The sequence below is a fragment of the Streptomyces sp. NPDC059718 genome (assembly GCF_042733315.1).
Lineage (GTDB): Bacteria > Actinomycetota > Actinomycetes > Streptomycetales > Streptomycetaceae > Actinacidiphila.
Map to the genome: position 1 here is coordinate 1 of NZ_JBHWGA010000083.1, position 23,227 is coordinate 23,227.

A 23,227-nucleotide genomic window follows, 5' to 3' on the forward strand; every position below is an offset into this window, starting at 1 on the left:
GACCTGCAGATCCTCCTCGCGACCTGGACCGGCGCCTGCCCCACCTGCCACCGCGACATACCCACCCCAATACCGACCTGACCAAGCACTACTAGGGATGTTGTCGGCGTGCTGTGAAACCGTGGTTCTGGATCACTTTCCGTGCTGGGGCCACGGAGGGTCACCGAAACCGCGATTATGAACGGCCATGGGTGATGTGGTCCTGGCCGACCTGTGGTGCCACCAGGTCGAGGGTGTGGTGATCGAAGACGCGCTGCTGGACGGCGAGTTCGTGATCCTTCGGGCTCGTGCTGTATCGGAGCAGGCCCGATGTCCAGGGTGCGGGGTGGCAACCAGCCGTGTGCACAGCGGGTATGTACGACGGCTCGCCGACCGTGCGGCCGGTGGCCGTGGCGTGGTGATCGAGTTACGGGTCCGGCGGTTCCGCTGCCGTAACCAGCGGTGCCCGCGGGCGACGTTCGTCGAGCAGATCGAGGGGCTGACCTTCCGTTATGGGCGGCGAAGCGTCGGCTTGCAAGGGGTGCTCCAGCAGGTGGCGCTGATGCTGGCGGGCCGGGCCGGCGCCCGCCTGGCGCGCGTGCTGGCGGTCACGCCAAGCAAATCCACGCTCCTGCGGTTGATTCGCGCGCTGCCCGAGCCGGCGTCGACGACACCGAGGGTGCTGGGGGTGGATGAGTTCGCCCTGCGCAAGGGACATGTCTACGGCACGATCCTGGTGGACATCGAGACGCGTCGGCCGGTCGATCTGCTGCCCGACCGGACAGTGGAGACGGTTGCCGCGTGGCTCGCCGACCATCCCGGTGTCGAGGTGATCTGCCGCAATCGGTCCGTTGCCTACGCCGAAGCTGGACGGCTCGGGGCGCCCGACGCTGTCCACGTCGCTGACCGCTGGCACATCTGGCACAACCTCGTCGAGGCCGTCGAGAAGACCGTCATCGGCCACCGGGCCCTGCTGCGCGAACCGCAAGGCCAAACGCCCTCGCACACCGTCCCGCCGCCAGACACCGCCCAGCTGACGGTGACGCCGTCCGACGAGCCCCGCCGGTCCGGCCGGCTCTCGGACCGGGTCCGTGAACAGCACCAGGCCGTCCACGCCCTGCTCGACCAAGGTCTCGGGCAGCGGCCCATCGCCCGCCGGCTCGGCCTGGCCCGCAACACCGTGCGCTGCCTCGCCCAGGCTGCGACTCCCGATGAGCTGCTGGTCGGCAAATGGACCGGCCGCACCAGCATCCTCGATCCCCACAAGCCCTACCTCCATCAGCGATGGCAGGAAGGCCACACCAACGCCACCCAGCTGTTCCAGGAACTCCGCGAGCGCGGCTACCCAGGCGGCATCATGGTCGTCAGACGCTACGTCCGCCAGCTGCGCGAAGCGTTCCCCCAGGCGGCTCCGCCCCGCAAACCGCCCTCGGTCCGGGACGTGACCAGCTGGATCACCCGGCACCCCGACCACCTGAGCACCAACCAGACCCAGCAGCTCAAGGAGATCCTCGCCCGCTGCCCCCAACTCGACCGGGCAGTTGGCCACGTCCGCGCCTTCGCCGAGTTGATGACCCACCGCCAGGGCGGCCGACTCCGCCAGTGGATCAACGACATCCGCAGCGACGACCTGCCCACCCTCCACAGCTTCGTCAACGGCCTCGGCCAGGACCTCGACGCCGTGGTCGCCGGCCTCAGCCTGCCCTACAGCTCCGGCGCAGTCGAGGGACACAACAACAAGATCAAAATGCTGAAACGACAGATGTTCGGCCGTGCCAACTTCGACCTCCTGCGCAAACGAGTCCTCCTCGCCGCGTGAGGCAGTTCATGATCGCGGTTTCGGTGACCCTCCGTGGCCCCAGCACGGAAAGTGATCCAGAACCCAGGTTCAGAGACCGCCGACAGGTGTGAGTCACGATGGGCGATGCGGGTCGGCGGGTTGCTGCCGGGTCTTTGGCCGAGCTGGTGGTCCGGGTATGGGCACAGGCCCTGTTCTGTTCGCCGTTGCGACCGCAGGACCGGCCGGATCAGCGCGCGGTGTGCGCGACGGTGATCGAAGAGCTGGCCCGCTACACACGAATGCCAGGCGGCTGCGCGGGGGCGGTCGCACAGCAGGCCCAGGCCCTCACGCAGCAGCACCGCGTCATCGGCGACGACGATCCGCAGCGGATCCCGGGCCGCAGGAGCCGACTGTGCTCCACGTGGTGTTTCAGGCGTTGTCTCGTCCGAAATCAGCGACATCGCAGCTCCGCGGTGACCGTCGTCGGACCATCCTCGGGACTGCTGACGCGTAGGCGGCCGCCGACCGCCTGCACCCGGTCGGCCAGCCCCTGCAGTCCATGTCCCTTGGCCAAGGCCGCTCCGCCCACCCCGTCGTCCGTCACCCAGACCCGCAGGACTCCCTCGGCGTGGCGCATTCCGACCGTGCACCGGCGGGCGTGGCTGTGCTTGGCCACGTTCGTCAGCGCCTCGGCGACCACGAAATACGCGGCCGTCTCGACGGCGGCGTCCAGCCGACGGCTGATGGGACTGGCGTCGAGCTCGGCGGGGACGACGCAGCGCGCGGCCAGGGCGGAGAGCGCCTCCTGCAGCCCTCGGTCGGTGAGGATCGGCGGGGCGATGCCTCGTGAAAGGGCCCGCAGCTCGTCCAACACCTGCTGAGTCTGGATGACCGCGTCGGCGAGTGCGACCCGGACGAGCTCCGGATTGCGGTCGAAGTGATGCTGTGCGCGTCCCAGTTCCATCGCCAGACGGACCAGCTGCTGCTGGGGCCCGTCGTGGATGTCGCGTTCGAGTCGACGCAGGGCGGCGGCTTCGGCCGTCACCGCTGCGACGGCCTGCGCGCGGGCGGTGTCGCGCTCCTGCTCCAGCCCGCTGATCCTGCGGTGCAACGCGGACATGTTGGACAGTAGCGTCTTTCCGAGACCGGCCTGGGCCGCGACGCATACCCGGGTCACCAGCGGCAGGGTGAACAGCGCCAGCACGGCGAGTGTGATCGCGAAGGCGAGCCGCTCGGCCGGCGACGTCAGCCCCAGACTCAAGGCGATGTGGGACTGGTCGCTGTCCGCGTACAGGGTCATGGGCCGCAGCGACCCGGGCGCGACCTGGTTGCGCAGCGGGTACGTGGCGGTCGCGACTCCCGCGAACCACCACAGCACAGTCACCACCGAGGTGACCAGTACAACGGGGAGCACCATCACCGCGTGCGCCAAGTCGAGCCACAGCCCAGGGTCGGCCGCGTCGGCTGTCTCCTTCGACCTCGGCCGCCAGCCGGCGTCCCGCGCCCCGCCGGCCCGGGAACGCACCTGGCCGATCCGCCACCACTCCAGGTCGCCGGGCCACCGCGCCAACGTCAGAGCCCGGGCCGCGACGGGCGACCCGCTCGGCAACAACGAACCGACCATTCCGACGCACAAGCCGCCGACCACCAGCAACAGACCGACCCCGGCGCTCAACGGCGCGGTAACGAGATACAGCGATTCCACGAGCGTACGACGCCCGACGCGAACGATAAACCCAGCGCTTTGCCGCCACCGACCCGCGACCGCGGAAGGCAACGACTCAACCATTCCCCCAGCATAATGCCGCTGCGCCCCAAGCTTTCCCGACGCCCGCCGGCGTCAGCCGCGAGGATCTGCAGGCCGTGCCGAACCGACATCAGTCCTGCTCACCGCCCAGCTTGGCCACCTGCGCGGTGAGCAGGCCGCGCCAGCGCAGCGGGGACCTCGGCATGAAGCCGATCAGTCTTACCAGGGTCGTTCCCGCGCCCACCCGGACGTAGACACGCGCCGAAGTGTTCCACCTCCGGACCGGCTGGGGCAGCCCGCCGTCAGCTCGATGGGCGCGGGCGGTCTGATCAAGCCGTGCCCGCCTGTCGTCAAACGATTGTTTGCCGACAGGCGGCCGACGCGTCCAATGAATCCGGACATTACGGGACTTAAGGGCGTCGTCGATCCAATCAGATCCGATGGTCATTGATGACAGGGTTTGACGACAGATAGGGTCCGATCCTCCGCATGGAAGGGGCCCTCGGTGGCGAACCTGGTCTACAAGCGGGTCTCAACCGACCAGCAGTCCACCGCCCGGCAGAACCTCGTCCTGGAGGAGGCCGGGATCGAGGACCCGGTCGTCTTCGAGGAGGACCCGGGCACCTCCAGCCGCCTCCACCCCCTCTAGCGGCCGAAATTCCGCGCGCTCCTCGACCACGCGCGGCCCGGCGACACCGTGCACATCTCCGAGATGTTCCGTCTCGTGCGCGGCACCGGACACATCCTCGACGTACTCGACGTCCTGCACACAGGCCGCCTCGCCCTGCGCATCCACGACGGCGCGTTCTCCGCCATGGGCCTCACCGCCCGCCACCCGCGCACCGGCGAGCTGCTGTCCACCGTGAAGTTCATGGTGCAGACCCTCGCCGCCGCCGGCGAACTCCAGCGTGACCTCCAGCGCGAGCTGACCTACGACGGACTGCGCGCCGCCGAGGCCAAGGGCAGCAAGGGTGGGCGCCGCCCCGCCGTGGCGGCCGACAAGACCGACACCGTGCGCACCGCCTACCTGGAGGGCCGCCCGATCGCCGCCCTCGCCCGCGACCACGGCGTCAGCCGCGGCGCCATCCGCACGGCTGTCGCCGACCTCATGCCCGACCACACCGCCATCGAGCAGGATGCCCCCGCCCCAGAGTTGCCGGTCACCCTCGACATGCCGGGCAAGGTCGCCGACTTCCTCCGCGCCACCGAACTGGGGCCCGCCGAGCGAGTCGCGCTCGACCAAGGCGTCACCGTGCGGCGCGGCCAGGGCTACACCCTTCGCGTCACGGCCGCGCCAGCGGTCCACCGCCAGCTCCTCGCCCGCTGCCAGCCCCTCGACGGCGCCCAGGGCGTCCCCATGGTCCCGGCCCAGCGCAAAGCCCGCCGTGAGTACGAGAACCGGGTCAGCGCCCTCCCGCCGACCGAACCATGATCGTTCTCACCGATAACCGCTGTACCGATGTTCCCCGAGGCCGGATACCTGCTGGACAAGGCGATGACCTTGCCGCCGTTGAATTTCACTCCGGGCGAGGCGGTGGCCGTGGCCGTGGTGCTCAGCCACGCGGACCAGACCCCGTTTGCTCGCGACGCTCGGAGTGCGCTGCGCAAACTCATGGCAGCCATGCCTGTCACGGCAGCTCAGCAGGCTCACGGGCTCGCCGCCAGTGTGCGTCTGCTGCTTCCTCCTGCTGCCTCCTCCGTGAAGACGGTCATTGCCGAGGCCGTGCGGCAGGCGGTGCAGCAGCACCGGGTTGTGCGGATCACGTACACGGACAGCGGCGGTGAGCAAACGGTTCGCGAGGTGGAACCGCAGTTGCTGGTAGCAGGGCCGAAGGGCTGGTACCTGACCGGTTGGTGTCGGCTGCGGCAGGACACGCGGGCCTTCCGACTCGATCGGGTGCTTTCCGCCACCCTCACTTCGGAAGTGCTTTCGGACCGGGATCCTGTCCCCGACCTGTCCGTGCCTGGGCTTACGGCCCGAACTCCAGTCTGGGAGTGACTCACGTCACTCATAAACACCGAAATGGGGTTGTCGTCGACGAGGACGGAGATGGCCGCAGTGCCCGCTCGTGCGGGTGACCACTCTTGAGGAGACGATCATGACTGCGCCCGCGTACGGAACCGTCGCCTGGTTTGAGATCGCCACCGACGATCCGGACGGTGCCCAACGTTTCTATGGCGAGGTGTTCGGCTGGCGGGTAGCCGCTGATGAGCATAGTGATGAGGCAGGGATGGACTACCGGCTGATCACCACGCCAGGCGGCAGCGCTCCGGTGGGAGGCATTCTGGGAACGGGTGGTACTGCCCCGGCTCACGCGGTGTTTTCCATCGCGGTGCGCGATGTCGCCGGGGTCTGTGTCGCGGTTGAGCAGCTCGGCGGCACGGTAGTGGTGCAGCACGCCGCATCCGACAACGGGCCTGCCAATGCTTACCTGCGCGACCCCGCCGGCAATCTGTTCGGCGTGTTCTCTCCCCCTTCCTCTTCCTCTGCATGACCACGCGCTCTGGCGGGCGGGGCACAACACCTCCCGCCAGAGCGCACTCAACTGGGCACGCGACACCTGGTTCCACCACGAAATACCGAGGAGATGGGCATGCCGGCGAACGGCGACCTCACGGTTGAAGAGCTCCTGCAGGACCACACCTCGGACGTAGTCGCAGCTGCTCTGTGGCTGCGAAGCCTGGTGAAATCCGCCGTTCCCGACGCCAGCGAGAAGGTCTGGCCCGGCTGGCACGGGATTGGCTATCGACACCCAGAGGTCGGCTACATCTGCGGCATCTTCCCCCACAAGCGCATCGTCAAGCTGTTCTTCGAACACGGAGACGACCTTCCCGACCCATCGCACATCCTCACCGGAACCGGGCGTCGCGGCCGTTCCGTAGTGATCGACCAACCTGATCAAGTACCGGCAGACCAGATCATCGACCTGATCGACGCAGCAATCGATCACCGGTGCGCATAGTTGCGTCCGCCGCCTCGTTCAAATAACCAACATTATCTGAAGATCGCCGCATGGAGGCCCGGAAAGCGCCCAGAGCCTTCAAAAACTCCTTCAACAATCCGAGTCGTTCAAATACCTCGAAGGACCGTTTTCTGACAGGATTCGGGGCGTGAGCACGCCACTGGAACCCGACGCCTTCGAACTCCTGGTCGCCGAGCCAGCCGTCCGCACCGGGATCCGCATCGGATACGCACGCGTGTCCACCGGCGGGCAGAAACTCGACCGGCAGATCGATGCCCTCACCCGGGCCCAATGTCGCAAGATCTTCACGGACAAGAAGTCCGGCAAGAACGACCTGCGACCCGAGCTGAAGGCGTGTCACACCTTCCTCGGCGCCGGCGACACCCTGGTGGTCCCCTCGCTCGACCGCTACGGCCGGTCCCTGCAGGACCTGATCAACATGGTCGCCGACCTCCGCCGCCGCGAGATCGGCTTCACCTCGCTACACGAGAACCTGGACACCACCACCCCCGGCGGCCGGCTCGTCTTCCACGTCTTCGCCGCCTTGGCGGAGTTCATCCGCGAGCTCATCGTCTCCGGCACCCACGAGGGCCTGGCCGCAGCCCGCGCCCGCGGCAAGGTCGGCGGCCGGCCCACCGTGGTCGACGATAAAATCCTACGGATGGCCCGGGACCTGCTACCCAACCCCGAGCACTCCATCACCTCGATCGCCAAGGTGCTCGGCGTCAACCCCGGCACCCTCTACAACCACATCCCCGACCTGCGCGACCTGCGCGCCAGCCGCATCCCCGCCCAACTTGAAGGCGGCAACCGATGATCCCCGGCCCACACCGCACCAAGGGCGGTGCGCTCCTCCTCGGCGCCGACGTCCACGGCGAGCCCGGCCCGTTCGGCCTGGACCGACGAGGGTGACCAGGAGCCGGGTGACAACCCGGCCGAGTAGGGCGAAGACGGGCCGCGTTAGCGCCGGGCTCCCATCTCCGCCCCCAGCTGCAAACGGGCAGATCGTCCGTTTTCCTCCCCTCCGCGGCCGACTGCTCCCCGCTCCCGGAACTCCAACCTGGAGATTCTCCTGCCGGCAGGTCTGAGACGACTTGCCAGTGCCGATGAGTAGTGGTTGCTGTTCCGCCTTGTCATGGGTTGCTGTCGGATAGGACAGCGGGCAGGAGTGGTGCCTGCGGGATGATGATGAACGGGCACTGCTCTACCTCGTGTCCTGAGGTAACACCTCCCGTGGGCGCCAGGGCACCCGGCCGCCACCTGATCTCCCGTGGCGGCCGGGCCGTCACTGCCGCCTGATGAGCGTGCGGTGCGGCTGGCCCCGACCCTGCGGAGCTCCCTCGGTGGGGTGGCGTAGCGGTCGGGCTGCTGACAGGGTTGCCCGGTGCGGTGGTCATCTGGGGCTTTGTCTGCTGGGGCAGTCAGGACCCGTCCTGTGAGCCGTCGCTGCTGGGTGTGCCCGGCCACCCGGGACCGGCGTTGGTCGCGTGGACTCGGAGCGGCTCCAGGCATCGCAACGGGCTGCGGGCGCGGCCCGTGCGGCAGAGTCGGCAGTGCCTGTACCTGGCGTCGGAGCTGACGACGTTCCGCGCTGCTTGCCGCGTCAGGCGCCGTCGTGGCGAACAGTCTGCGCGGAGACATCCCGATCGCGGGCTTGATGAGTTGCTACTGCTCACGCGAATGCCCGGGCAACACAGGCAATCTGTGCTGGAGTGGCTGGGTCCTGCCCGTCAGACCTCAGCCGCAAGAACCGAAACGGTGCATATATCTAACTTTGTGGTAATTCGGGAGATTGTGTGATGTTAAGCAGAGGAAGACAGGTCGCGGCGGCGGTTTTGACCGCCGCGACCGTGTTGCTCACCTCGGGCATAGCGGCTGCAACGCCGGCTTCCGGGCCTGCGTCCGCGCACGCCGTGCGGGGCGCAAAGTCGAAGGCCGCCATTCCCGGCAGTTATATCGTCATGCTGAAGAACGGCAGTGCTCTGCACGCGCAGGACGTTGACCACTCCGCGAAGGTGTTGAGCGCCAAGTACCACGGCAAGCTCGGGCACGTGTGGACCGCCCTGCACGGTTTCTCCGTGAACATGTCCGCGTCCCAGGCCGAAAAACTGGCCGGCGATCCGGCCGTGGACCACGTCACTCAGGATGAGCGTGTGGCCCACAAACCCATTGCGGCCAAGCGACTCGCTGTTGCTGGCCGTTCTCGGGCTGTGGTGGATGACTCAAGTGCATCGACTACGGCCAGCGCAGGAGCGAATATTACGCCGGCGGCGGTGCAGAACACGCCGCCGTCGTGGGGGCTGGACCGGATCGACCAGAAGGCCCTGCCGCTGGACCAGCACTACAGCTACGACGACTCCGCCGGCCAAGGCGTCCGCGTCTACTCCATCAGCGAGGGAATCGACCCGAACCAGCCCGATCTGGCGGGCCGGGTCACGCTGGGTCCGAACTTCGTCAATGACCAGAGCACTTCCGCCGACTGCGTTGGCGAGGGCACCGCGGAAGCCGGCGTCATCGCCGGCACCACCGCCGGGGTGGCGAAGAAAGCCCAAGTGGTGGCGGTGCGCGTCTTCGGCTGCAACGCGGTCGCTACTGCCACGTCCATCCAGGACGGCTTCAACTGGGTGATCAACAACGCGGCCAAGCCCGCCCTGATCATGTTCGATCTTCAGGATAACTGTGTTTTCCCCGACGGCGTGCACGCCTGTGACCCCAGTGTGGCGAATGAGTACATCAATGCCCAGGAGTCGGCGTTCGTCGCGGGTATCGCCGTGGTCGCGGCCTCCGGCGACAGCGCTCAGCCCAACTGCGTCCGAAGCAGTGGGGCAGCGCCTGACGCAATCTATGTGGGTGCGACCACACAGGCAGACACGCGTGCGGCGTTCTCGGATTTCGGTCCATGCCTGACGATGTGGGCGCCGGGTGACCAGATCATCACGGATGGGATCGGTGGCGGGCAAGTCCTCGACAGTGGCACGCACCTGGCTGCGGCGCATGTGGCGGGTGCGGCGGCGTTGCTGTTGGGGGCGCCAGAGTTTGCGAGTGCGTCGCCGGCGCAGATCCGTACCGCGTTGGTGACCAAGCGGTCTACGGTGGTCCCTGGTCTGGCGGCTGGGGGTTCGCCGAATCTGCTGCTGTCCACCGCGCAGGAAGCAGTGTTGACGGACGGTGACTCCGAGACGGTGACATCGACCAACGATGGCCGGTTGATGCTGCTGGGCGTGAACCAGCAGGGCCATCTGACCCAGCAGACGCAGACCGCCGTGGGTAGCGGCTCGTGGTCGGTGCCGCTTGTTTCCGGTACTACCGGGAAGTCGACCGGTGCCGGGCTGAACGCCGACGGCCGGGTCGAGATGGCCGTTATCGCTGCCACTGGTGAGGTGGGAGACCGCTCGCAGACCTCGCCCGGCTCCTCGACCTGGTCGCTTTTCTCCACAGCGCCCGCCACGCCCAGCGGCAGCCCGGTGACCCGGGTGGACATGGCACACAACGCCTCGAACCGGCTGCAAATGTTCGCCACCGACCAGCAGGGCAACACCTACCGTCGCAACCAGTTGGGAGCGAACTCCACCAGCTGGGGCGGCTGGAACGACTTGGGGCAGAAGCTGCGGTCGATCACCGCGAAGACCGACGGTAACAACCGCATCGAGCTGCTGGGTACGGATGACGCCGGCCGGGTGCGGCAGGCCATGCAGACCAGTTCCACCGACGATAACTGGACCTTCTTCACCACCCTGCCCGGTTTCGCCATGGCGGACATCTCCGCGGCCAAGAACAGCAACGGCACGCTGCTGCTGACCGGCGTCGACACCGGCGGCAACCCCTGGGTCCGTGTTCAGAACGGGGTCGGCTCTACCAGCTGGACCAACTGGAGCGCGCTTCCGCAGAAGACCCTGCGTGACATCTCGGCCCAGACCGACACCAGCAACAACCTGGTACGCCTGGTCGGGGTGGACAACCTCGGCAACGTCTGGCAGTCCCAGCAGACCGCTGTGAACTCCACCAGCTTCGGCGGATGGACCCAGATCACCGGCATCACCCTCCGCCCCTGACCAGGCCCCTGCCTGGTCAGGCATGACCCCAACGTGCGACACCCTGTTGAGCGACGCTGGAGTTGTATACGAAGTCGACGTTCTGCTTGTCGACGGGGCGAGGCGAAACGACCTCGGCGGCCTGACGGCCGCCGAGGTCGTCGTGCACGGGGTGTCACTTTCGTCGTCACGCTGTCTGAGAGCGGACCACTACTGTGCACCGTGGGTCAGGGATAGGAGTCCGGGGCCGTGTGGGAAGGCTGATGGTGAAGGTTGTGCCGACTCCTACGGTGCTCTCTACGGTGATCGTGCCGTTGTGGTCGGTGATGATTCGGCGCGTGATGGACAGGCCGAGGCCGGTGCCGCCGGTGGTGCGGCCCCGGGCGGGGTCTGCCCGCCAGAAGCGATCGAAGAGGTGGGGCAGGTCCTCTGTGGCAATTCCCGTGCCGGTGTCGGTGACCTGGATGGCCGCGAGGTCACCGACTGGGAAGAAGGCCAGGCTGATGGTTCCGCCTGGAGGGGTTGCGCGTATCGCGTTGGTGACGAGGTTGCTGAGTACCTGGCGTAGCCGGTCCCAGTCGCCGTCGGCCCAGGCTGTCTCGTGGGCTCTCAGTTCAAGGGTCAGGCCGGTGGAGAGCGCTTGGTGATGGTGTGCGGTGTGGCAGGCTTGCAGGAGTTCACGCAGGTCGATGCGGGTGCGGTGGTAGCTGAGAGCACCGGCTTCGGCCAGTGCCAGGTCCTGCAGGTCATCGACGATTCGCTGCTGGAGCACGGCTTCGTCGTGCAGGGAATGCAGCAGGCCGGGGCTGGGCTCGAGGACGCCATCGCGTAGTGCTTCGAGGTAACCGCGCAGGTTGGCGAGCGGGGTGCGTAGTTCGTGGGCGATGTCGCCCATGAGACGGCGCTGACGCTCTTCGCTTGCCTGTAGAGAGGCGGCCATCCGGTTGTAGGCCCTGGCGAGTTGTGCGATCTCGTCCCGGCCCGACACGGGGACGCGGAGTGCGAGGTTTCCCTGTTCGACCTCGCGGGAGGCGTGGGTCAGCGCGCGTACGGGCCGCAGCACTGTCCTGCTCAGCAGCAGGGCACCGGCCGTCACCGCCGCGACGACGCCGGCCGCCACTAGGATGGTCGGCGTCGACTTCAGGACGGGTACGGATTCATCCATGGCCCCGAGTTGGAGCTGCAGCTTCGGTGGCGCGACATCGACGATCTCTTGCTCGAACGCCCGCTGCAGGCATCCGTCCGGCCGGGCCACGGTGAGGCAGGCCTGCACCCTCGTGATCGCCGCGTTGAAATCTGCGTCGGGATACGGCTGGCGCTTGCATTTTTGGGCCAGGCTGCCGTGTGGTGTGGAGACAACCTCCGGGATACCCAACGGATCGATCTTCGTCGTGGCGTCCATGACGTCGGCGTTGAGGCACGAGGCGTAGAGCGCCTCCGTGTGGTATTTTGCGATCGCCGCAGCGGTGAGCTTGAGCATGCCCCTGGTGACCATGTTGTCAGGAAAGGTCAGGTCTGGGCGTGGGTCGATCAGCAGCGGCGGCTCAGGGCCTGCCTCGCGGGGGTCCCGGCCGGTCAGCAGGTCGGAGTCAGCGACCAGGTAGCCGTCGCTGGCTTCGGTGAGTCGGATGCGCTGGTGGGTGCGGCTCGCCAGCTGGCGCACGACCTTCGAGACGCCGTCCCAAGTGACGTGCCTGGTCCCATATGCGCGTAGCTGGGTGGTGATGAGGGTGACGTCCTACTGCTGCGCGGCCGCCGTTTCACGGACCTGGGTGGCGGCCTGGCGCAGGGTGAGCCACGCGGTGGCGGTGTTGGCAGCAAGTGCGATGAACATCAACAAGGTCAGTGCCCGCAGCCGGAAACTCATCGGCCCGTACCGCGCTGATCCAGCATGCGATAGCCGCGGCCGTAGACCGTCTCCACGTACCGTGTGCCGCCGGCTATCTGGCGGAGCTTGTGCCGCAGGTTCATCACGTGGACATCGACGGTGCGGGCGAGGACGTCCTGCTCGAGGTCGAAGGCCTGGTCGATGATCTGTACCCGGGTGAACACCCGCCCGGGCTCACTCGCCAGCACCCTCAGGATGTGGAACTCCTTTCCGGTCAGTGCCACGGGCTGGCCGGCTAAGCGCACCTCAAAACGGGCTGGGTCGATTTCCAGGTTTCCGACCGTCAAGACGGAGGGCCCGGCAGGTCCAGGCTCTGCCGTTCGGCGTAGCAGTGCCCGGATACGTGCGGCCAGTTCCCGTGGGCTGTAGGGCTTGGTGATGTAGTCATCGGCGCCGAGGTCCAGGCCCAGCAACATGTCGGTCTCGGTGCTTTGGGCGGTGAGCATCAGGATCGGTATCCGAGAGGCTTCGGCGCGTAGGATGCGGCAGACGTCCAGGCCGCTGACGAGGGGCATCATCACGTCCAGAACGATCAGATCGAGGCGCGTGGAGCGGGCACGCTCCAGCGCCGAACGGCCGTCGTGAACGACCTGGACGACGTTTCCTTCCCGTTCCAGGTAGACGCGGATGAGGCGGGCCTGCATCTCATCGTCCTCGGCGACCAGAATGCGGGGGCTCAATGCTGGTTCCTCCCTTCGGGGGCTCAAGCCTGCAAGTCATAGGTCGTTGCTTCGCGAGTAAGCCGTACTCGGCGTCTTCACGCCGGCCACCACCGTTCTGTGTCTGATGACGTCTAGCGGCGGGTCTGTCGTTCGAGATCGCGCCTGTGCCTGAGGTTCAGGGAATGGGTGGTCCGCTGATGTAGGTGCCGTCGGTGGCATAGGGCCAGGCGTTGGGAGTACAGCCTTTGAGGCCGTAGATCTGCTGCATCATGACGGGGGCGGGCTTGCCCTGGCCGGGACAGCCCTCGTGGCCGTGGCCTATCCGGTGGCCCACCTCGTGGTTGATGATCACTGCCCGGTATTCGTCCAGCGGACCGGTGAAGCGCGGTGAGCCGGTTTGCCAGCGTTTGGCGTTGACCATTACCTGGCGGCCGACGTTGCAGTTCACTTCGCCGTGGGTGTTCAGGCCGGCGGCGCCGCAGATCCTGTCGACGGTTGCAGGTGAGGCAATCTTCACGGCGAAGTCATACGCGCCGGAAGAGACCAGCTGGAAGCCGTTTCTCCTGTCGCGTGTCCAGCCGCGCTTGTCGGCCAGGATGCTGCTGATCAGGGCAGCGGCATCCTCCGGGTCGATGCCTGTACCGCCCTCGACCTGGACGCGGTAGCGACGGATGACGCCGGTGCCGACAGCGCGGCCTTCAGCGGTGGCGGTCGTGAAGATCCCGTTGCCGTTCATCGGTTCCGGCTTGCTGGGCTTCGCCGACGGCGGGGTAGGAGGCGCCGACGGTGTCTTCTCAACTGGTCGGGATGCCTTTGTCGAGTTCTGCGGTTGCGGAAGGGTGAGCGCATGCGTGGTCGAGTGAGGGCCGGCCAGGTGGCCGTCCTTCTGCGTGTACACCGTCACGGCCGCGCCGACACAGACGACTGCACAGAGCGTTGCCGCGCCTACCCTCGACCGCCTTGGGGCATGGTGACGCGGCCGTGTGGTGCGCTGGCGGCCTGGCGCGGGAGTCGTGGTGGGTTCGTGTGCTGATGGCCTTGCTCCTTTCGGCCGTTTGTCATAACTTCCTCGTGGTAGCCGCCCCATGTTCTCGCTTTTGTGAGCGCGGCTGTCCGGCGGCCACAGGCTTGGCGGGTGTGCTGCTGTCGAGACCGGCAGGAGTCACAACGGATGGCGCTTTCGCCTTCATGCCATGGCGGAGGCAGACATGCGCTTGCGATCACAGGGTTGGTTGAGTCGATTCGGCTGGACTGAGCCGCATGGCCCAGTGATCCAGGTCAGGGGCCTGAGAGGGCTTGGGCTGGCGCCATCCGTCCGGCTCTGATCGCTGGATACAGGCCTGCGATGGCGCCGATGATGAGAGTGGCGGTGATGCCGGCGGCGGCGGCCCAGAAGGGTACTTGGGTGGGCCAGCCACGGAAGGCCGCGAAGCCGGCGGTGATGGCGGTGCCCAGGACGGTGCCGCCCAGGCCACCCAGGGCTGACAGCAGGAGGGCTTCGGTGACGAACTGGCTGCGGATCTGGCCGCTGGTGGCACCCAGCGCCCGGCGTAGTCCGATCTCTCCGCGGCGTTCCAGGACGGAGATGACCATGGTGTTGCCCACGCCGACACCCCCGACGAGGAGGGCTACTGCGCCGAGGCCGAGCAGGAGGCCGGTGAGGGTGGATTCGGTGGCTTCGCGGGCGGCCAGCGCGTCCGAGGGCCGGGATACCAGCACGTCTTGGGGGTGTCCGGGGCTGACGGTGGCCGCGAGGACGTCCCGCACGGCCACTACCGCGCTGTCCTGGGCGCGGACGTAGATCGTTGAGGGGTGGCCGTCGAAATCCAGGTACGTCTGTGCGGCGGGCCAGCCGACCAGTGCCGAGCTGTCGATCTCCGGCGCGAGAGGCACCGGCTGCAGGATGCCGACCAGGGAGAACCACGTCTCGCCGATCCGTACCCGGGTGCCGGGCGTGTGGATGCCCAGGCGCTGCGCGGCTGTAGAACCGAGCACCACTCCGGGAAATTTCTGGGTGGCGGGTGTGAGCCAGGTACCGGTGCGGACGTGCCCGCCGACGACGGGCAGCAGGCCCTTGTCGACGGCGACCACGTCGATGCTGCCGGTCCGCCCGATGGGAATGTGCTCGTTGCGGTAGACCTTGGCCTTGCCGATGACGGCAGTCTGCGCGGCGCTTTGGACCGGTCCGATGCGCTTGACCATGCCGACTGCTTCCTTGGGCAGTTGGGCCAGGGTGCCGTCGTCGGATTTGGCCGGTGCGGCACGCAGCAGGTTCGTGCCCAGCTTGTCGAGTCTGCGGTCGACCTCGGCCTGGCCGGAGGAGGAGATCCCGATCACGGCGATCATCGCCGCGACGCCGATCGCGATGCCCAGTGCCGACAGGAACACCCGCAGTGGCCGGGTTCGCAGCCCCGTCCCGCCGAGACGCACGATGTCCGCCGGCCGCAGCCGCGCTGGCCGTAAACTCCGGCTCACTGTCCCTCCTCTGTCGCTATCGCCGTGTTCCCGGCGGTGCCGGTGTCGGCGACGATCCGTCCGTCGCGCATCTCGACCCGGCGGTCGAACTGGGCGGCCATCTCCCGGTCATGGGTGATCACCACGACGGTGGTGCCCGCCATGTGCAGGTCCCGTAGCAGACGCAGCACGGCCGCTCCCGATGCCGAGTCCAGATTGCCGGTCGGCTCGTCGGCCAGCAGCAGGGCCGGCTTGCCGATCACCGCCCGGGCCACAGCGGCCCGCTGCCGCTCACCTCCCGACAACTGATGAGGAAGATGATCAGCCCGATGACTCAAGCCCACCTGAGCTAAAGCCTGCGCTGCCCGGCGGCGGCGTTCCCGCATCGACACCCCCGCATAGACCAGACCATCGGCCACCGTGTCCAGCACCGGAACACCTACTGCAAGATGGAACTGCTGGAAGACAAATCCGATGCGCTGGGCGCGCAGCGCCGAGATCTCACGATCCGACAACCGGGACACCTCATGGCCGTCGATCATCAGGCGCCCGGCGGAGGGCCGGTCCAAGGTCCCCATCAGATGGAGCATGGACGACTTCCCCGAGCCGGACGGGCCGACCACCGCGACGAGTTCGCCGGACCAGATCCGCAGGTTGACGTCCCGCACCGCGGCAACGCCACCGGGATAGGTCTTGCAGACTTCCTCGAACACCACGACAGGGGTCATTCGGGGATCCTGACCTTCATACCCTCGTGGATGCCCGGGCCGCTGACCTCCGCCTTGCCGTCCGCGACCAGTCCTGTCGTCACCGCCACGTACCTGCCGGCACCGTCCTTACCGGTGCTGGCATCGTCCGCGATTTCCAGGCCGTAGCCGCCCTCGGCCAGAGCGACCAACGCGACAACGGGCACGGTCAGGACGTTTTTGCGTTCCCTGCCGACATACCGGACCGTCACCGGCCCGCTCTCAAGCCGGCCCAGCGCCTTCTGGTCCGCGAAGGTGATCACCACCGGTATCGTGGCACCCTCCGCGCCCCCGCTCTCTCCACCGACGCCCGTATCGCCGCCCGCGGCGGGCGAGGCATCCACGCCCACACTGGACACCGTGCCCTTCACCGAAGGACCGCCCGGCAGCTCGACAGTGACCGCCGTACCCCGCTCCGCCCAGGCCATGTCCCCAGCCGACGCGTCCACCGTCACCATCCGCAACGTACTGGAATAGCTGAGGACCTCCCCCGTGGCGTCCGCCCCGACCCGGACGTTGGTGCGGGCGATACGGATCGGCCCGGGCGCATAGGCGACATCCGCCCTGGTCACGACACTCGTCTGCGGCAATCCCAGATCTTTCTGCCAGCGTTTGACAGCCACGGCTGTCTTCGCGGTGAACGTGTCATCCACCGTGAAGTCCGCATAGCCCAAAGCGTTCAGATTCTGCTCGAACTGCCGGACATCCGCCCCCCGTAATGGCCCGGCAGTCTGCCCCGGCCCCCCGCCGGTCCCACTCGGGCTGCTTGCCGCGTCAGGTTGGCTGTCACCGCCAGCCGGACCGCCCTCCGCAGGGCCACCGCTCTGGGCACTGTCGCCCTGGCCGCTGCCAGGCGCCGTCACTCCCAGATCCCGGTACATCGGCAGAACCCCGTACAGCAGCACCACAGGACGATCATCAACCCGCAGAACCGCTTGACCGCGCCGGAACGTCGCACCCCGCTCGGGAAGCCAGGTCACTGTCCCTGTCGCCTTCACCAGCAGCGGAACCTCCGGGCCATGACCAAGATCACCCTTGACCTCAGTCTCCTCAGCCACAGTGCCCCTGGCCACCCGCACCGTCCCCCCAGGACGCACTGCACCCTCCGGATCGTCCCCTCTCCCACCCAGCCCCAACGCCCCCACCGCCGTCACGGCCGCCACCACAGCAGCCGCCGCGCCCACTGCCCACGGCCCCCGCCTGCGTCGCACACCACGCCGAACCCGGCCGGACCCAGGGTCCTCCGGCCCATCCAGGGCCTGCGTTTCCTTCGCTGTTTCCATCGACGCCCTGCCCCTCAGCCCCGGGGAGCGGTCGTGGACAGGTCAACGCCGTAGGCCTTCTTGTAACAGACCTGCTCGGCGTGTTTGGCCGCGGCCGTCGTCGAGTTCCACTGGGCGTCGCTGAAGTTGCCCTTCTCGTCGATGTCGGGGAAGTCCGGGGCTCCGTTGTCCTGCATACACGTCGCGTAGGTCTGGTTCTGCTTCCGCTCCTTCGCCGAAGCTTCCGGTTCCAGTTCCTGCGTCAGGCTCTCGGGCATCGGCAAGCCGAGCGGCTGACACTTGATCATCGCTTTAGAAGCCGTCGGGTCCTGCTTCCAGTTCCCAAGGACACTGAAGTCAACCTGCCCCTTGGCATCCGGGTCAGGAACATCCACCCCTTCCTTGCGCAGGCACGCGACAACCTTCCGCTGACTCTCGACATAGCGAGCCACCTCAGAATCCGGCTCACTCTTCTTCTCCGACACGCCAGAAGAAGCACTGGCCGCTGCGGCCGACGCCACCGTCGGCGCATCGTCGCCGCCATCACAGCCCGTTGCCGCCAAAGCCAGCACACCCGCCACAGCAACCAGGAAAATCCGACCAGAAAGTCGTTGACTCATCAAGGATCCTCACCACTCCATCAAGGGCGTCAGCGCAGCCACGCCGCTCGCGTTCCGCCGCGTGCGACGGTAGAAGAAACGCGATGAAGAACTGATGAAGAACCCATCAAAAACCTGTTCGGACGAACCGCCCAGCTCCTAACCGGGTGCCGGAACGCTCGCACGAAGGGGCCCTACCCCCGAGCTGGAACTCATCATCGCAGCAACAGGCTGGAAGCCCCGGAGCGGCTGGCCCCCTCAGAGAAGAACGAAATGTTCGTGACCGTGCTCACCGGGCAGCCCACGGCAGCGCGGCAACGTGACGCGCATGGACCAGCGGGCACAAGGGGCAGCAAGAATGGCGACCGGCGTGGTGAAGTGGTTCAACGCTGAGAAGGGTTTCGGTTTCATCCAGCAGGACGGCGGCGGCCCCGATCTGTTCGTCCATTCCTTCGCCATCCAGACCGTCGGCTACAAGGAGCTCTCCGAAGGCGAGCGGGTGGAGTACCAGGTGACGCAAGGCCCCAAGGGTCCGCAAGCCGACCAGGTCGTCCCCCTCCAACGCCCTTCCTGACGATCTGCGGCTCGAAGCCGCAACACAGTGACGAGGCACCGCCAAGGCACCACCTGGGCCAGGGTCGCGGTGTTGCGACCGCGGCTCCCGGGGAGCAGAGCCACGAGGTTGCCTACGGCATCCGTCTTTCCAGGTAGTCGAGGGATTCGGCGCGTTCTTTCGCCTTGTCGGCCGCCGCGGTCAGCGCCGTTGCCAGCTCACGGGCCTCGGTGTTGCTGAGGTGTACCCCAGGCCCGTGGCGCATGCCAAAGCGCACCTCGCCAGTGCAGTTCACCGCTTCGGGTCCGATGATGAACAGGTTGTCGATGTAGTGCTCGATGTAAAAGTTGCTCATGCAGCGCTCCAGGGCGCAGATGCCTGCGGTGGCCAGGAATGCCGAACCGGCCCGTAACCCGCAGTGGCCGCGCAGGCACGCTCCGGAGGTACTTTCCGGTCACGACTCCAGCGTCGCACGCGGCCCCAGCAAACCCGTCGTGCAGATCATCAACGAACGCCGCCACCAGTGCCGCACCGCACCGTCGCCGCTCCCGTTGCTGCAGGAATCCCCAGTCGGCGGGCATGACGTGATCAGCACGAGCCTTCCATGCGGCAAATTTGGCGCGATTGTCCGGTTTGGGTAGTGGTTGCTCAGGCGGGTCGGTGGGGTGGGGAGCAGGGTGGTCGGTAGGGGCCACGGGTTCTTGGGAACGACGGAGTTCGCGGCCTCTGCCAGACCGTTCGGATCGATGAGGCCGCAGGCTTGCGGCGCCGGGAAGTGATCATGATGTACGCCACCGTCGGGAACCTGGAGCGCCGGGTCTGGGCCGCGTACGCCTTTCGTGAACACCGTGACGCTGCGGCGGTGCTGTGCAGCGTGCCGGTGTCAGCCGGCGGTGATGGTGACGGTTCTTGGGTGCTGGAGCACCGGCCGGAGGCCGCGGGTGCGGCACGCCGGGTCATCCGCGCCGTCTTGGATGGCTGGCAGGTGGGTGCGGATGCGGCGGAGTCGGTGGTGCTGGTGGTGTCCGAGTTGGTGACCAACGCAGTCGAGCACGCCGAACCACCGGTGATATTGCACCTGCATCGGGAACCGGCTGGGCGGCAGGTGTGGGTGGGTGTCACCGACGGCGGTCCCGCCGCAACCGACGGCGGCTGGACAACCTCGTGCACGGGGGCTGAGCATGGCCGCGGCCTGGACATCGTCGACACCCTGACCACCGGCCACGGCACCCGCACTTACCCCGGCGGCCGGGCCACCCACTGGGCTCGCCTGCCCGCCTGGGAAGCGGCTTGACGGCCGAATCTTCGAACTGCCCCGACCCCTTCCCTGACAGGGGGTCGGGGCCGGCCCGCCGCCAACCGTCCGGCGGTAGGCCGAAATTCGGGGGCGGGGCCATTGGCGCCGAGCGCACCGCAGGCCCCGCCCCCGACGCATCCCCCGCTTCTCTGCCGCCGTAGCGCTGCCAGCCCCACACCATGCGGCAACAGACGCCTCCTGTGCGGTAAAGCTATACCTCGCGAGGATCGCGGCCGGACCCCGGCCGGACTCCGCCAGCACGACCGGGAGTGACCACCGATCTCCACCCAGCCAATGACCACCACCACCGCCCCCGCCCCCTGCCCCAGTCCCGCAACCGGGACGACCGGGGCCTCCGCGCCGCCGGCACGATCACGCTCCTGGTGACCGGGACCGCCCTGCTCTCCTTCGCCGCCAGCCTGCTCTGGACCCGGCTACGCCTCACCCGCTGGCTCGGCTAACCACAGAGGATCTCCGAGCCCGAAACCCCATGCGTTGAAATTACTGGACCCGTTGGAATCGACCATGAATAAGTTGAGGTAACTCGATGGCGCTTACCCCTGAGAACGTGCGGAACGCGAATTTCGCCACCGTCCACCTCCGCGAAGGTTACAGCCAAAAAGAGGTAAACGACTTCCTCCACCAGGCCGAAGCAGAACTGATCCGGCTGCAACGCATCAACGAGGAACTGCACGTCGAGCTGATAACCCAGGCCCTATCGGGCGTCCCTCAGCCTGGCCGGGAACGGCAGGAGGCCCACGAAACTGGCAGCCCGACGCCAGCGGAGCGGGCCCAGCATCCCCCGCATGGTTCCAACGGTAACCCCGCCCTCACAGCCAGTGCCCTCAGCCAGCAGTCGGTGCCCGAGGTCGGCAGTGGCAGCGCTGCCCGCCTACTGGCACTGGCCCAACAGACCGCTGACCTAGCAGTCGCCGAAGCCCGCACTCAAGCCCGCCAGATCGTCGGCGAGGCCCGCACCCAAGCCCAGGGCCTGCAGCGTGACGCCCGGGCCAAGGCCGACGCCCTGGAGCACAACGCACAGGCAAAACACCGCCTGGCAACGAACTCACTGAAATCCACCCAAGCCGCACTGCAGCACAAGATCAAGGACCTACACGGCTTCGAACGTGAGTACCGCATCCGGCTGACCGCCTACCTCCAAGCACAACTGCGTCAGATGGAACACCAGGCCGACGACACCCTCGCCCCATCACGCACCCCGGCCCTGTCCGGCGTTACCGCACGAGTCAGCAGCCGAATATCCCCCGCCATCAAGCCAGCGGCGACCACGCACACTCCGACACCGCTACGGCCATCACGCTCCCAAGCAAAGCTCAGCGCGGCGTGCCCCACCGCGCTGCCCGCCGTGTCATCGCTCTCCGGCATCGGCCGGACAACCACGGGTTGACGACCCAGCCAAGCCGTCTACAGCTCGAAGTCGATGTAGTCGATGTCGGTAAACTCCACCTCCAGCCCGGCCGCGCGGCGGCCGCGGTCACGGAAGTAAATCTCCTGCAGGCCCTCGGCTGCAATCGCGCGGAGCTGCTGCTCGCCGGCCCCGGCATCCTGGGCCTCGAAGAGACGGGCCGCGTACGCCGGCGGCAAAGCTTGGGTGATCAGACGCAGCCGGCCGTCGTCGGTGGAGCCGGGTGCGGCGGTGAAACCACACCGGGCCCGGGTGTCGATGACGATCCCGCCAGTGGTCGCCGCGGCCCGCTTCGCCCTCGCGCGAACCTGCGGACGCACCTCTCGCTCCATCTTGGCGGCGAGGTCCGCGCGAGGGCGTTTGATCTGGTCCTTGACGTAGCGTTCCACAGTCCGCTGCGAGATCCCGAGCAACTGGGCAACCGCCTTGGTGCCCTTGAGCTGCTTGACCAGGTAACGCATCCGCGCGGGGCCGACTTCGGGATCGCGCGGGTGAACGCGCCCTGCACGGCCTTGTCGAGGCTGTCCCCCAGCATTCCCACCGGTGGGCTCCTTCCGAAGGGTTGTTGCGTGATCGTCTATACGGCCCGCTGACGGCCGATCATGGCCCTGGATGACAGTTTGTGCCATCCGGGTGGCTGTCGGCCATCAGCAGGCCGTGGGGCCGTCCTGCGGGCCAATGGCCGGCGACCGTGTCCACGAACCGGCCGTAGTGGCTTTGGAAGGCGGTGGTGATGGTCGCGGTGGGCCCGTTGCGGTGCTTGGCCACGATCAGGTCGGCCTCGCTGGAGCGGGGCGAGGTCTTGTCGTGGGCGTCCTCGCGGTGCAGCAGGATCACGATGTCGGCGTCCTGTTCGATCGAGCCGGATTCGCGCAGGTCCGAGATGGCCGGGGTCTTGTCGGCGCGCTGTTCGGGTCCGCGGTTGAGCTGGGACAGTGAGCCGTTCCCGGTAACGGGTCGTCGCTCGCTGTGATCGCTGGGTTGTGCTGTGCCCCTGCCGTCCCCAAGTCCGGGCAGCCGTAAGGCCCCTGGTAGGAACGATCTTGCGACAGAAAGATCCGACCGAGGGGCCTCACGTGCCGACCAGTGTCACATACACCGCCGTGCTTGATGTCCGCCGGTCCACGGCCGAGCACCTGGCCCGGCTGCTGCACGACCACCGCGCCGCGATCGGCACCCGCCGGGGACGGCGTGCGCCGCCGGCGCAGGGCGAAGTCGTCGACGCCGATCACCCGGGGCGTCCGCCCGGTGGGCAAGGGGATGCGCAGCAGGGTGCGCAGGGCGGTGTGACGGGACAGGCCTACCGCGAGTATCGCCAGCAAACGTGATCCCGCCCGGCCCGCTAACTCTTTGACCACGGCCTTGACCTGCCTGTTTAGCCGGGCCGTGCGTCGCTGGTATCGCTCCAGCACCCCGGGCACCTGTTCGCGGAAGGTGTGACGGCAGCCTCGCGTGGGGCACACCAGACGCCGCACCCGCACACGGACCACCACCCGCCGACCGTCCACCGGAACGTCGGCCACCGTCCGCCAGTGATATCCGTGCACCCGTCCCGACGAGGCTCCGCACACCTGGCAGACCGCGGTATCCAACGGCGTCCGGGCCCGAACCACGATCCGCTCACCCCCGTCGGCCACATCCTCCACGACCAGCGGAGACAGGCCCGAAAACACCATCTGCACAAGCTCGTTGACACCCATCACATGAAAATCAACGACCCTCACAACTCTCCGTCACCACCGAATGGATGCTGTTGGTGATCTTCAGTCGGTCAGGGTTCGGCAGAGTCGCTTGAATCGACTTGAGGGACGGGGCTGGCGTGGTGGTGAAGTGCCTGGTG

At 67.4% G+C, this 23,227-nt stretch carries 21 protein-coding genes and 5 pseudogenes; 13 read left to right on the top strand and 13 right to left on the bottom strand.

Annotated elements, in window-relative coordinates; all coding sequences use genetic code 11:
* Positions 1–187: 187 nt before the first annotated feature.
* Positions 188–1,798: an ISL3 family transposase gene (locus tag ACFV3E_RS44400; protein WP_500541929.1), complete on the top strand. Its 1,611-nt coding sequence runs from the start codon at positions 188–190 to the stop codon at positions 1,796–1,798.
* 412 nt (positions 1,799–2,210) lie between these two features.
* Here the strand turns inward: ACFV3E_RS44400 and ACFV3E_RS44405 are convergent, their stop codons facing one another.
* A complete protein-coding gene (locus ACFV3E_RS44405; RefSeq protein ID WP_500541932.1) occupies positions 2,211–3,548 on the bottom strand; it encodes a sensor histidine kinase in 1,338 nt (445 codons plus the stop codon).
* A 463-nt stretch (positions 3,549–4,011) separates the two neighbouring features.
* Between ACFV3E_RS44405 and ACFV3E_RS44410 the strand changes: the two genes are divergently transcribed.
* From ACFV3E_RS44410 to ACFV3E_RS44440, 7 genes and pseudogenes are all read left to right on the top strand, one after another.
* Positions 4,012–4,155: a hypothetical protein gene (locus ACFV3E_RS44410; protein ID WP_500541934.1), complete on the top strand. Its 144-nt coding sequence runs from the start codon at positions 4,012–4,014 to the stop codon at positions 4,153–4,155.
* Positions 4,156–4,167: 12 nt separating this feature from the next.
* A pseudogene (locus ACFV3E_RS44415) lies at positions 4,168–4,938 on the top strand (recombinase family protein); the annotation flags it as partial.
* A gap of 27 nt (positions 4,939–4,965) precedes the next feature.
* Positions 4,966–5,505, top strand: coding sequence for a helix-turn-helix transcriptional regulator (locus ACFV3E_RS44420; RefSeq protein ID WP_500541936.1), 540 nt, complete (start codon positions 4,966–4,968; stop codon positions 5,503–5,505).
* A 100-nt stretch (positions 5,506–5,605) separates the two neighbouring features.
* Positions 5,606–6,001, top strand: a complete 396-nt coding sequence (locus ACFV3E_RS44425; protein ID WP_500541938.1) for a VOC family protein — start codon at positions 5,606–5,608, stop codon at positions 5,999–6,001.
* Between the two features lie 99 nt (positions 6,002–6,100).
* On the top strand, positions 6,101–6,469 hold the full coding sequence (locus tag ACFV3E_RS44430; protein ID WP_500541940.1) for a DUF1801 domain-containing protein: 369 nt from the start codon (positions 6,101–6,103) through the stop codon (positions 6,467–6,469).
* 148 nt (positions 6,470–6,617) lie between these two features.
* Complete coding sequence (locus ACFV3E_RS44435) at positions 6,618–7,286, top strand: recombinase family protein (RefSeq protein WP_500541942.1); 669 nt, start codon at positions 6,618–6,620, stop codon at positions 7,284–7,286.
* A 982-nt stretch (positions 7,287–8,268) separates the two neighbouring features.
* The gene (locus ACFV3E_RS44440) at positions 8,269–10,521 is read left to right on the top strand and encodes a DUF8189 domain-containing protein (protein WP_500541944.1); all 2,253 of its coding nucleotides are present in this window, start codon (positions 8,269–8,271) and stop codon (positions 10,519–10,521) included.
* A 166-nt stretch (positions 10,522–10,687) separates the two neighbouring features.
* Here ACFV3E_RS44440 and ACFV3E_RS44445 read toward each other — a convergent pair whose 3' ends face one another.
* The 8 genes from ACFV3E_RS44445 to ACFV3E_RS44480 form a co-directional block, all read right to left on the bottom strand.
* The gene (locus tag ACFV3E_RS44445; RefSeq protein ID WP_500541946.1) at positions 10,688–12,163 is read right to left on the bottom strand and encodes a sensor histidine kinase; all 1,476 of its coding nucleotides are present in this window, start codon (positions 12,161–12,163) and stop codon (positions 10,688–10,690) included.
* A 75-nt stretch (positions 12,164–12,238) separates the two neighbouring features.
* Entirely contained in the window at positions 12,239–12,367 is a 129-nt protein-coding gene (locus ACFV3E_RS44450; RefSeq protein WP_500541948.1) for a hypothetical protein, read from the bottom strand.
* Complete coding sequence (locus tag ACFV3E_RS44455) at positions 12,364–13,068, bottom strand: response regulator transcription factor (RefSeq protein WP_500541950.1); 705 nt, start codon at positions 13,066–13,068, stop codon at positions 12,364–12,366. The genes ACFV3E_RS44450 and ACFV3E_RS44455 overlap by 4 nt, the downstream gene beginning before the upstream one ends.
* Before the next feature lie 157 nt (positions 13,069–13,225).
* Positions 13,226–13,786: a DUF3152 domain-containing protein gene (locus tag ACFV3E_RS44460; protein WP_500541952.1), complete on the bottom strand. Its 561-nt coding sequence runs from the start codon at positions 13,784–13,786 to the stop codon at positions 13,226–13,228.
* A gap of 542 nt (positions 13,787–14,328) precedes the next feature.
* A complete protein-coding gene (locus ACFV3E_RS44465) occupies positions 14,329–15,525 on the bottom strand; it encodes an ABC transporter permease (protein ID WP_500541954.1) in 1,197 nt (398 codons plus the stop codon).
* Entirely contained in the window at positions 15,522–16,232 is a 711-nt protein-coding gene (locus tag ACFV3E_RS44470) for an ABC transporter ATP-binding protein (protein WP_500541956.1), read from the bottom strand. The genes ACFV3E_RS44465 and ACFV3E_RS44470 overlap by 4 nt, the downstream gene beginning before the upstream one ends.
* Positions 16,229–17,308 carry a peptidoglycan-binding protein gene (locus tag ACFV3E_RS44475; protein ID WP_500541958.1) on the bottom strand — a complete coding sequence of 360 codons (1,080 nt, stop codon included), beginning with the start codon at positions 17,306–17,308 and terminating at the stop codon, positions 16,229–16,231. Before ACFV3E_RS44475 ends, ACFV3E_RS44470 begins: the two co-directional genes overlap by 4 nt.
* A 239-nt stretch (positions 17,309–17,547) precedes the next feature.
* Positions 17,548–18,132, bottom strand: a complete 585-nt coding sequence (locus ACFV3E_RS44480) for a hypothetical protein (protein WP_500541960.1) — start codon at positions 18,130–18,132, stop codon at positions 17,548–17,550.
* Between the two features lie 337 nt (positions 18,133–18,469).
* On the opposite strand from ACFV3E_RS44480, the gene ACFV3E_RS44485 reads away from it, so the two are divergent.
* Complete coding sequence (locus ACFV3E_RS44485; protein ID WP_500541962.1) at positions 18,470–18,685, top strand: cold-shock protein; 216 nt, start codon at positions 18,470–18,472, stop codon at positions 18,683–18,685.
* 112 nt (positions 18,686–18,797) lie between these two features.
* Here ACFV3E_RS44485 and ACFV3E_RS44490 read toward each other — a convergent pair whose 3' ends face one another.
* Complete coding sequence (locus ACFV3E_RS44490; protein ID WP_500541964.1) at positions 18,798–19,019, bottom strand: hypothetical protein; 222 nt, start codon at positions 19,017–19,019, stop codon at positions 18,798–18,800.
* Between the two features lie 426 nt (positions 19,020–19,445).
* Between ACFV3E_RS44490 and ACFV3E_RS44495 the strand changes: the two genes are divergently transcribed.
* From ACFV3E_RS44495 to ACFV3E_RS44505, 3 genes are all read left to right on the top strand, one after another.
* Complete coding sequence (locus ACFV3E_RS44495) at positions 19,446–19,958, top strand: ATP-binding protein (protein WP_500541966.1); 513 nt, start codon at positions 19,446–19,448, stop codon at positions 19,956–19,958.
* Positions 19,959–20,230: 272 nt separating this feature from the next.
* Positions 20,231–20,422 (top strand): hypothetical protein, encoded by a 192-nt coding sequence (locus ACFV3E_RS44500; RefSeq protein ID WP_500541968.1) that lies wholly within the window; start codon positions 20,231–20,233, stop codon positions 20,420–20,422.
* Positions 20,423–20,508: 86 nt separating this feature from the next.
* The gene (locus ACFV3E_RS44505) at positions 20,509–21,369 is read left to right on the top strand and encodes a DivIVA domain-containing protein (RefSeq protein ID WP_500541970.1); all 861 of its coding nucleotides are present in this window, start codon (positions 20,509–20,511) and stop codon (positions 21,367–21,369) included.
* 17 nt (positions 21,370–21,386) lie between these two features.
* Here the strand turns inward: ACFV3E_RS44505 and tpg are convergent.
* Positions 21,387–21,922, bottom strand: a pseudogene (tpg, locus tag ACFV3E_RS44510) (telomere-protecting terminal protein Tpg).
* Positions 21,923–22,080: 158 nt separating this feature from the next.
* A pseudogene (locus tag ACFV3E_RS44515) lies at positions 22,081–22,326 on the bottom strand (DnaB-like helicase C-terminal domain-containing protein); the annotation flags it as partial.
* 137 nt (positions 22,327–22,463) lie between these two features.
* Between ACFV3E_RS44515 and ACFV3E_RS44520 the strand changes: the two are divergent.
* Positions 22,464–22,583, top strand: a pseudogene (locus ACFV3E_RS44520) (IS5/IS1182 family transposase); the annotation flags it as partial.
* Here ACFV3E_RS44520 and ACFV3E_RS44525 read toward each other — a convergent pair.
* A pseudogene (locus ACFV3E_RS44525) lies at positions 22,584–23,087 on the bottom strand (transposase family protein); the annotation flags it as partial.
* Positions 23,088–23,227 lie beyond the last annotated feature (140 nt).

Coding starts and splice junctions, on each gene's coding strand:
- ACFV3E_RS44450 (WP_500541948.1), bottom strand. CDS start 12,367: ATGAGTTTCCGGCTGCGGGCACTGACCTTGTTGATGTTCATCGCACTT.
- ACFV3E_RS44460 (WP_500541952.1), bottom strand. CDS start 13,786: ATGAACGGCAACGGGATCTTCACGACCGCCACCGCTGAAGGCCGCGCT.
- ACFV3E_RS44420 (WP_500541936.1), top strand. CDS start 4,966: ATGTTCCCCGAGGCCGGATACCTGCTGGACAAGGCGATGACCTTGCCG.
- ACFV3E_RS44400 (WP_500541929.1), top strand. CDS start 188: ATGGGTGATGTGGTCCTGGCCGACCTGTGGTGCCACCAGGTCGAGGGT.
- ACFV3E_RS44430 (WP_500541940.1), top strand. CDS start 6,101: ATGCCGGCGAACGGCGACCTCACGGTTGAAGAGCTCCTGCAGGACCAC.
- ACFV3E_RS44480 (WP_500541960.1), bottom strand. CDS start 18,132: ATGAGTCAACGACTTTCTGGTCGGATTTTCCTGGTTGCTGTGGCGGGT.
- ACFV3E_RS44440 (WP_500541944.1), top strand. CDS start 8,269: ATGTTAAGCAGAGGAAGACAGGTCGCGGCGGCGGTTTTGACCGCCGCG.
- ACFV3E_RS44485 (WP_500541962.1), top strand. CDS start 18,470: ATGGCGACCGGCGTGGTGAAGTGGTTCAACGCTGAGAAGGGTTTCGGT.
- ACFV3E_RS44490 (WP_500541964.1), bottom strand. CDS start 19,019: ATGAGCAACTTTTACATCGAGCACTACATCGACAACCTGTTCATCATC.
- ACFV3E_RS44505 (WP_500541970.1), top strand. CDS start 20,509: ATGGCGCTTACCCCTGAGAACGTGCGGAACGCGAATTTCGCCACCGTC.
- ACFV3E_RS44405 (WP_500541932.1), bottom strand. CDS start 3,548: ATGGTTGAGTCGTTGCCTTCCGCGGTCGCGGGTCGGTGGCGGCAAAGC.
- ACFV3E_RS44495 (WP_500541966.1), top strand. CDS start 19,446: ATGATGTACGCCACCGTCGGGAACCTGGAGCGCCGGGTCTGGGCCGCG.
- ACFV3E_RS44470 (WP_500541956.1), bottom strand. CDS start 16,232: ATGACCCCTGTCGTGGTGTTCGAGGAAGTCTGCAAGACCTATCCCGGT.
- ACFV3E_RS44425 (WP_500541938.1), top strand. CDS start 5,606: ATGACTGCGCCCGCGTACGGAACCGTCGCCTGGTTTGAGATCGCCACC.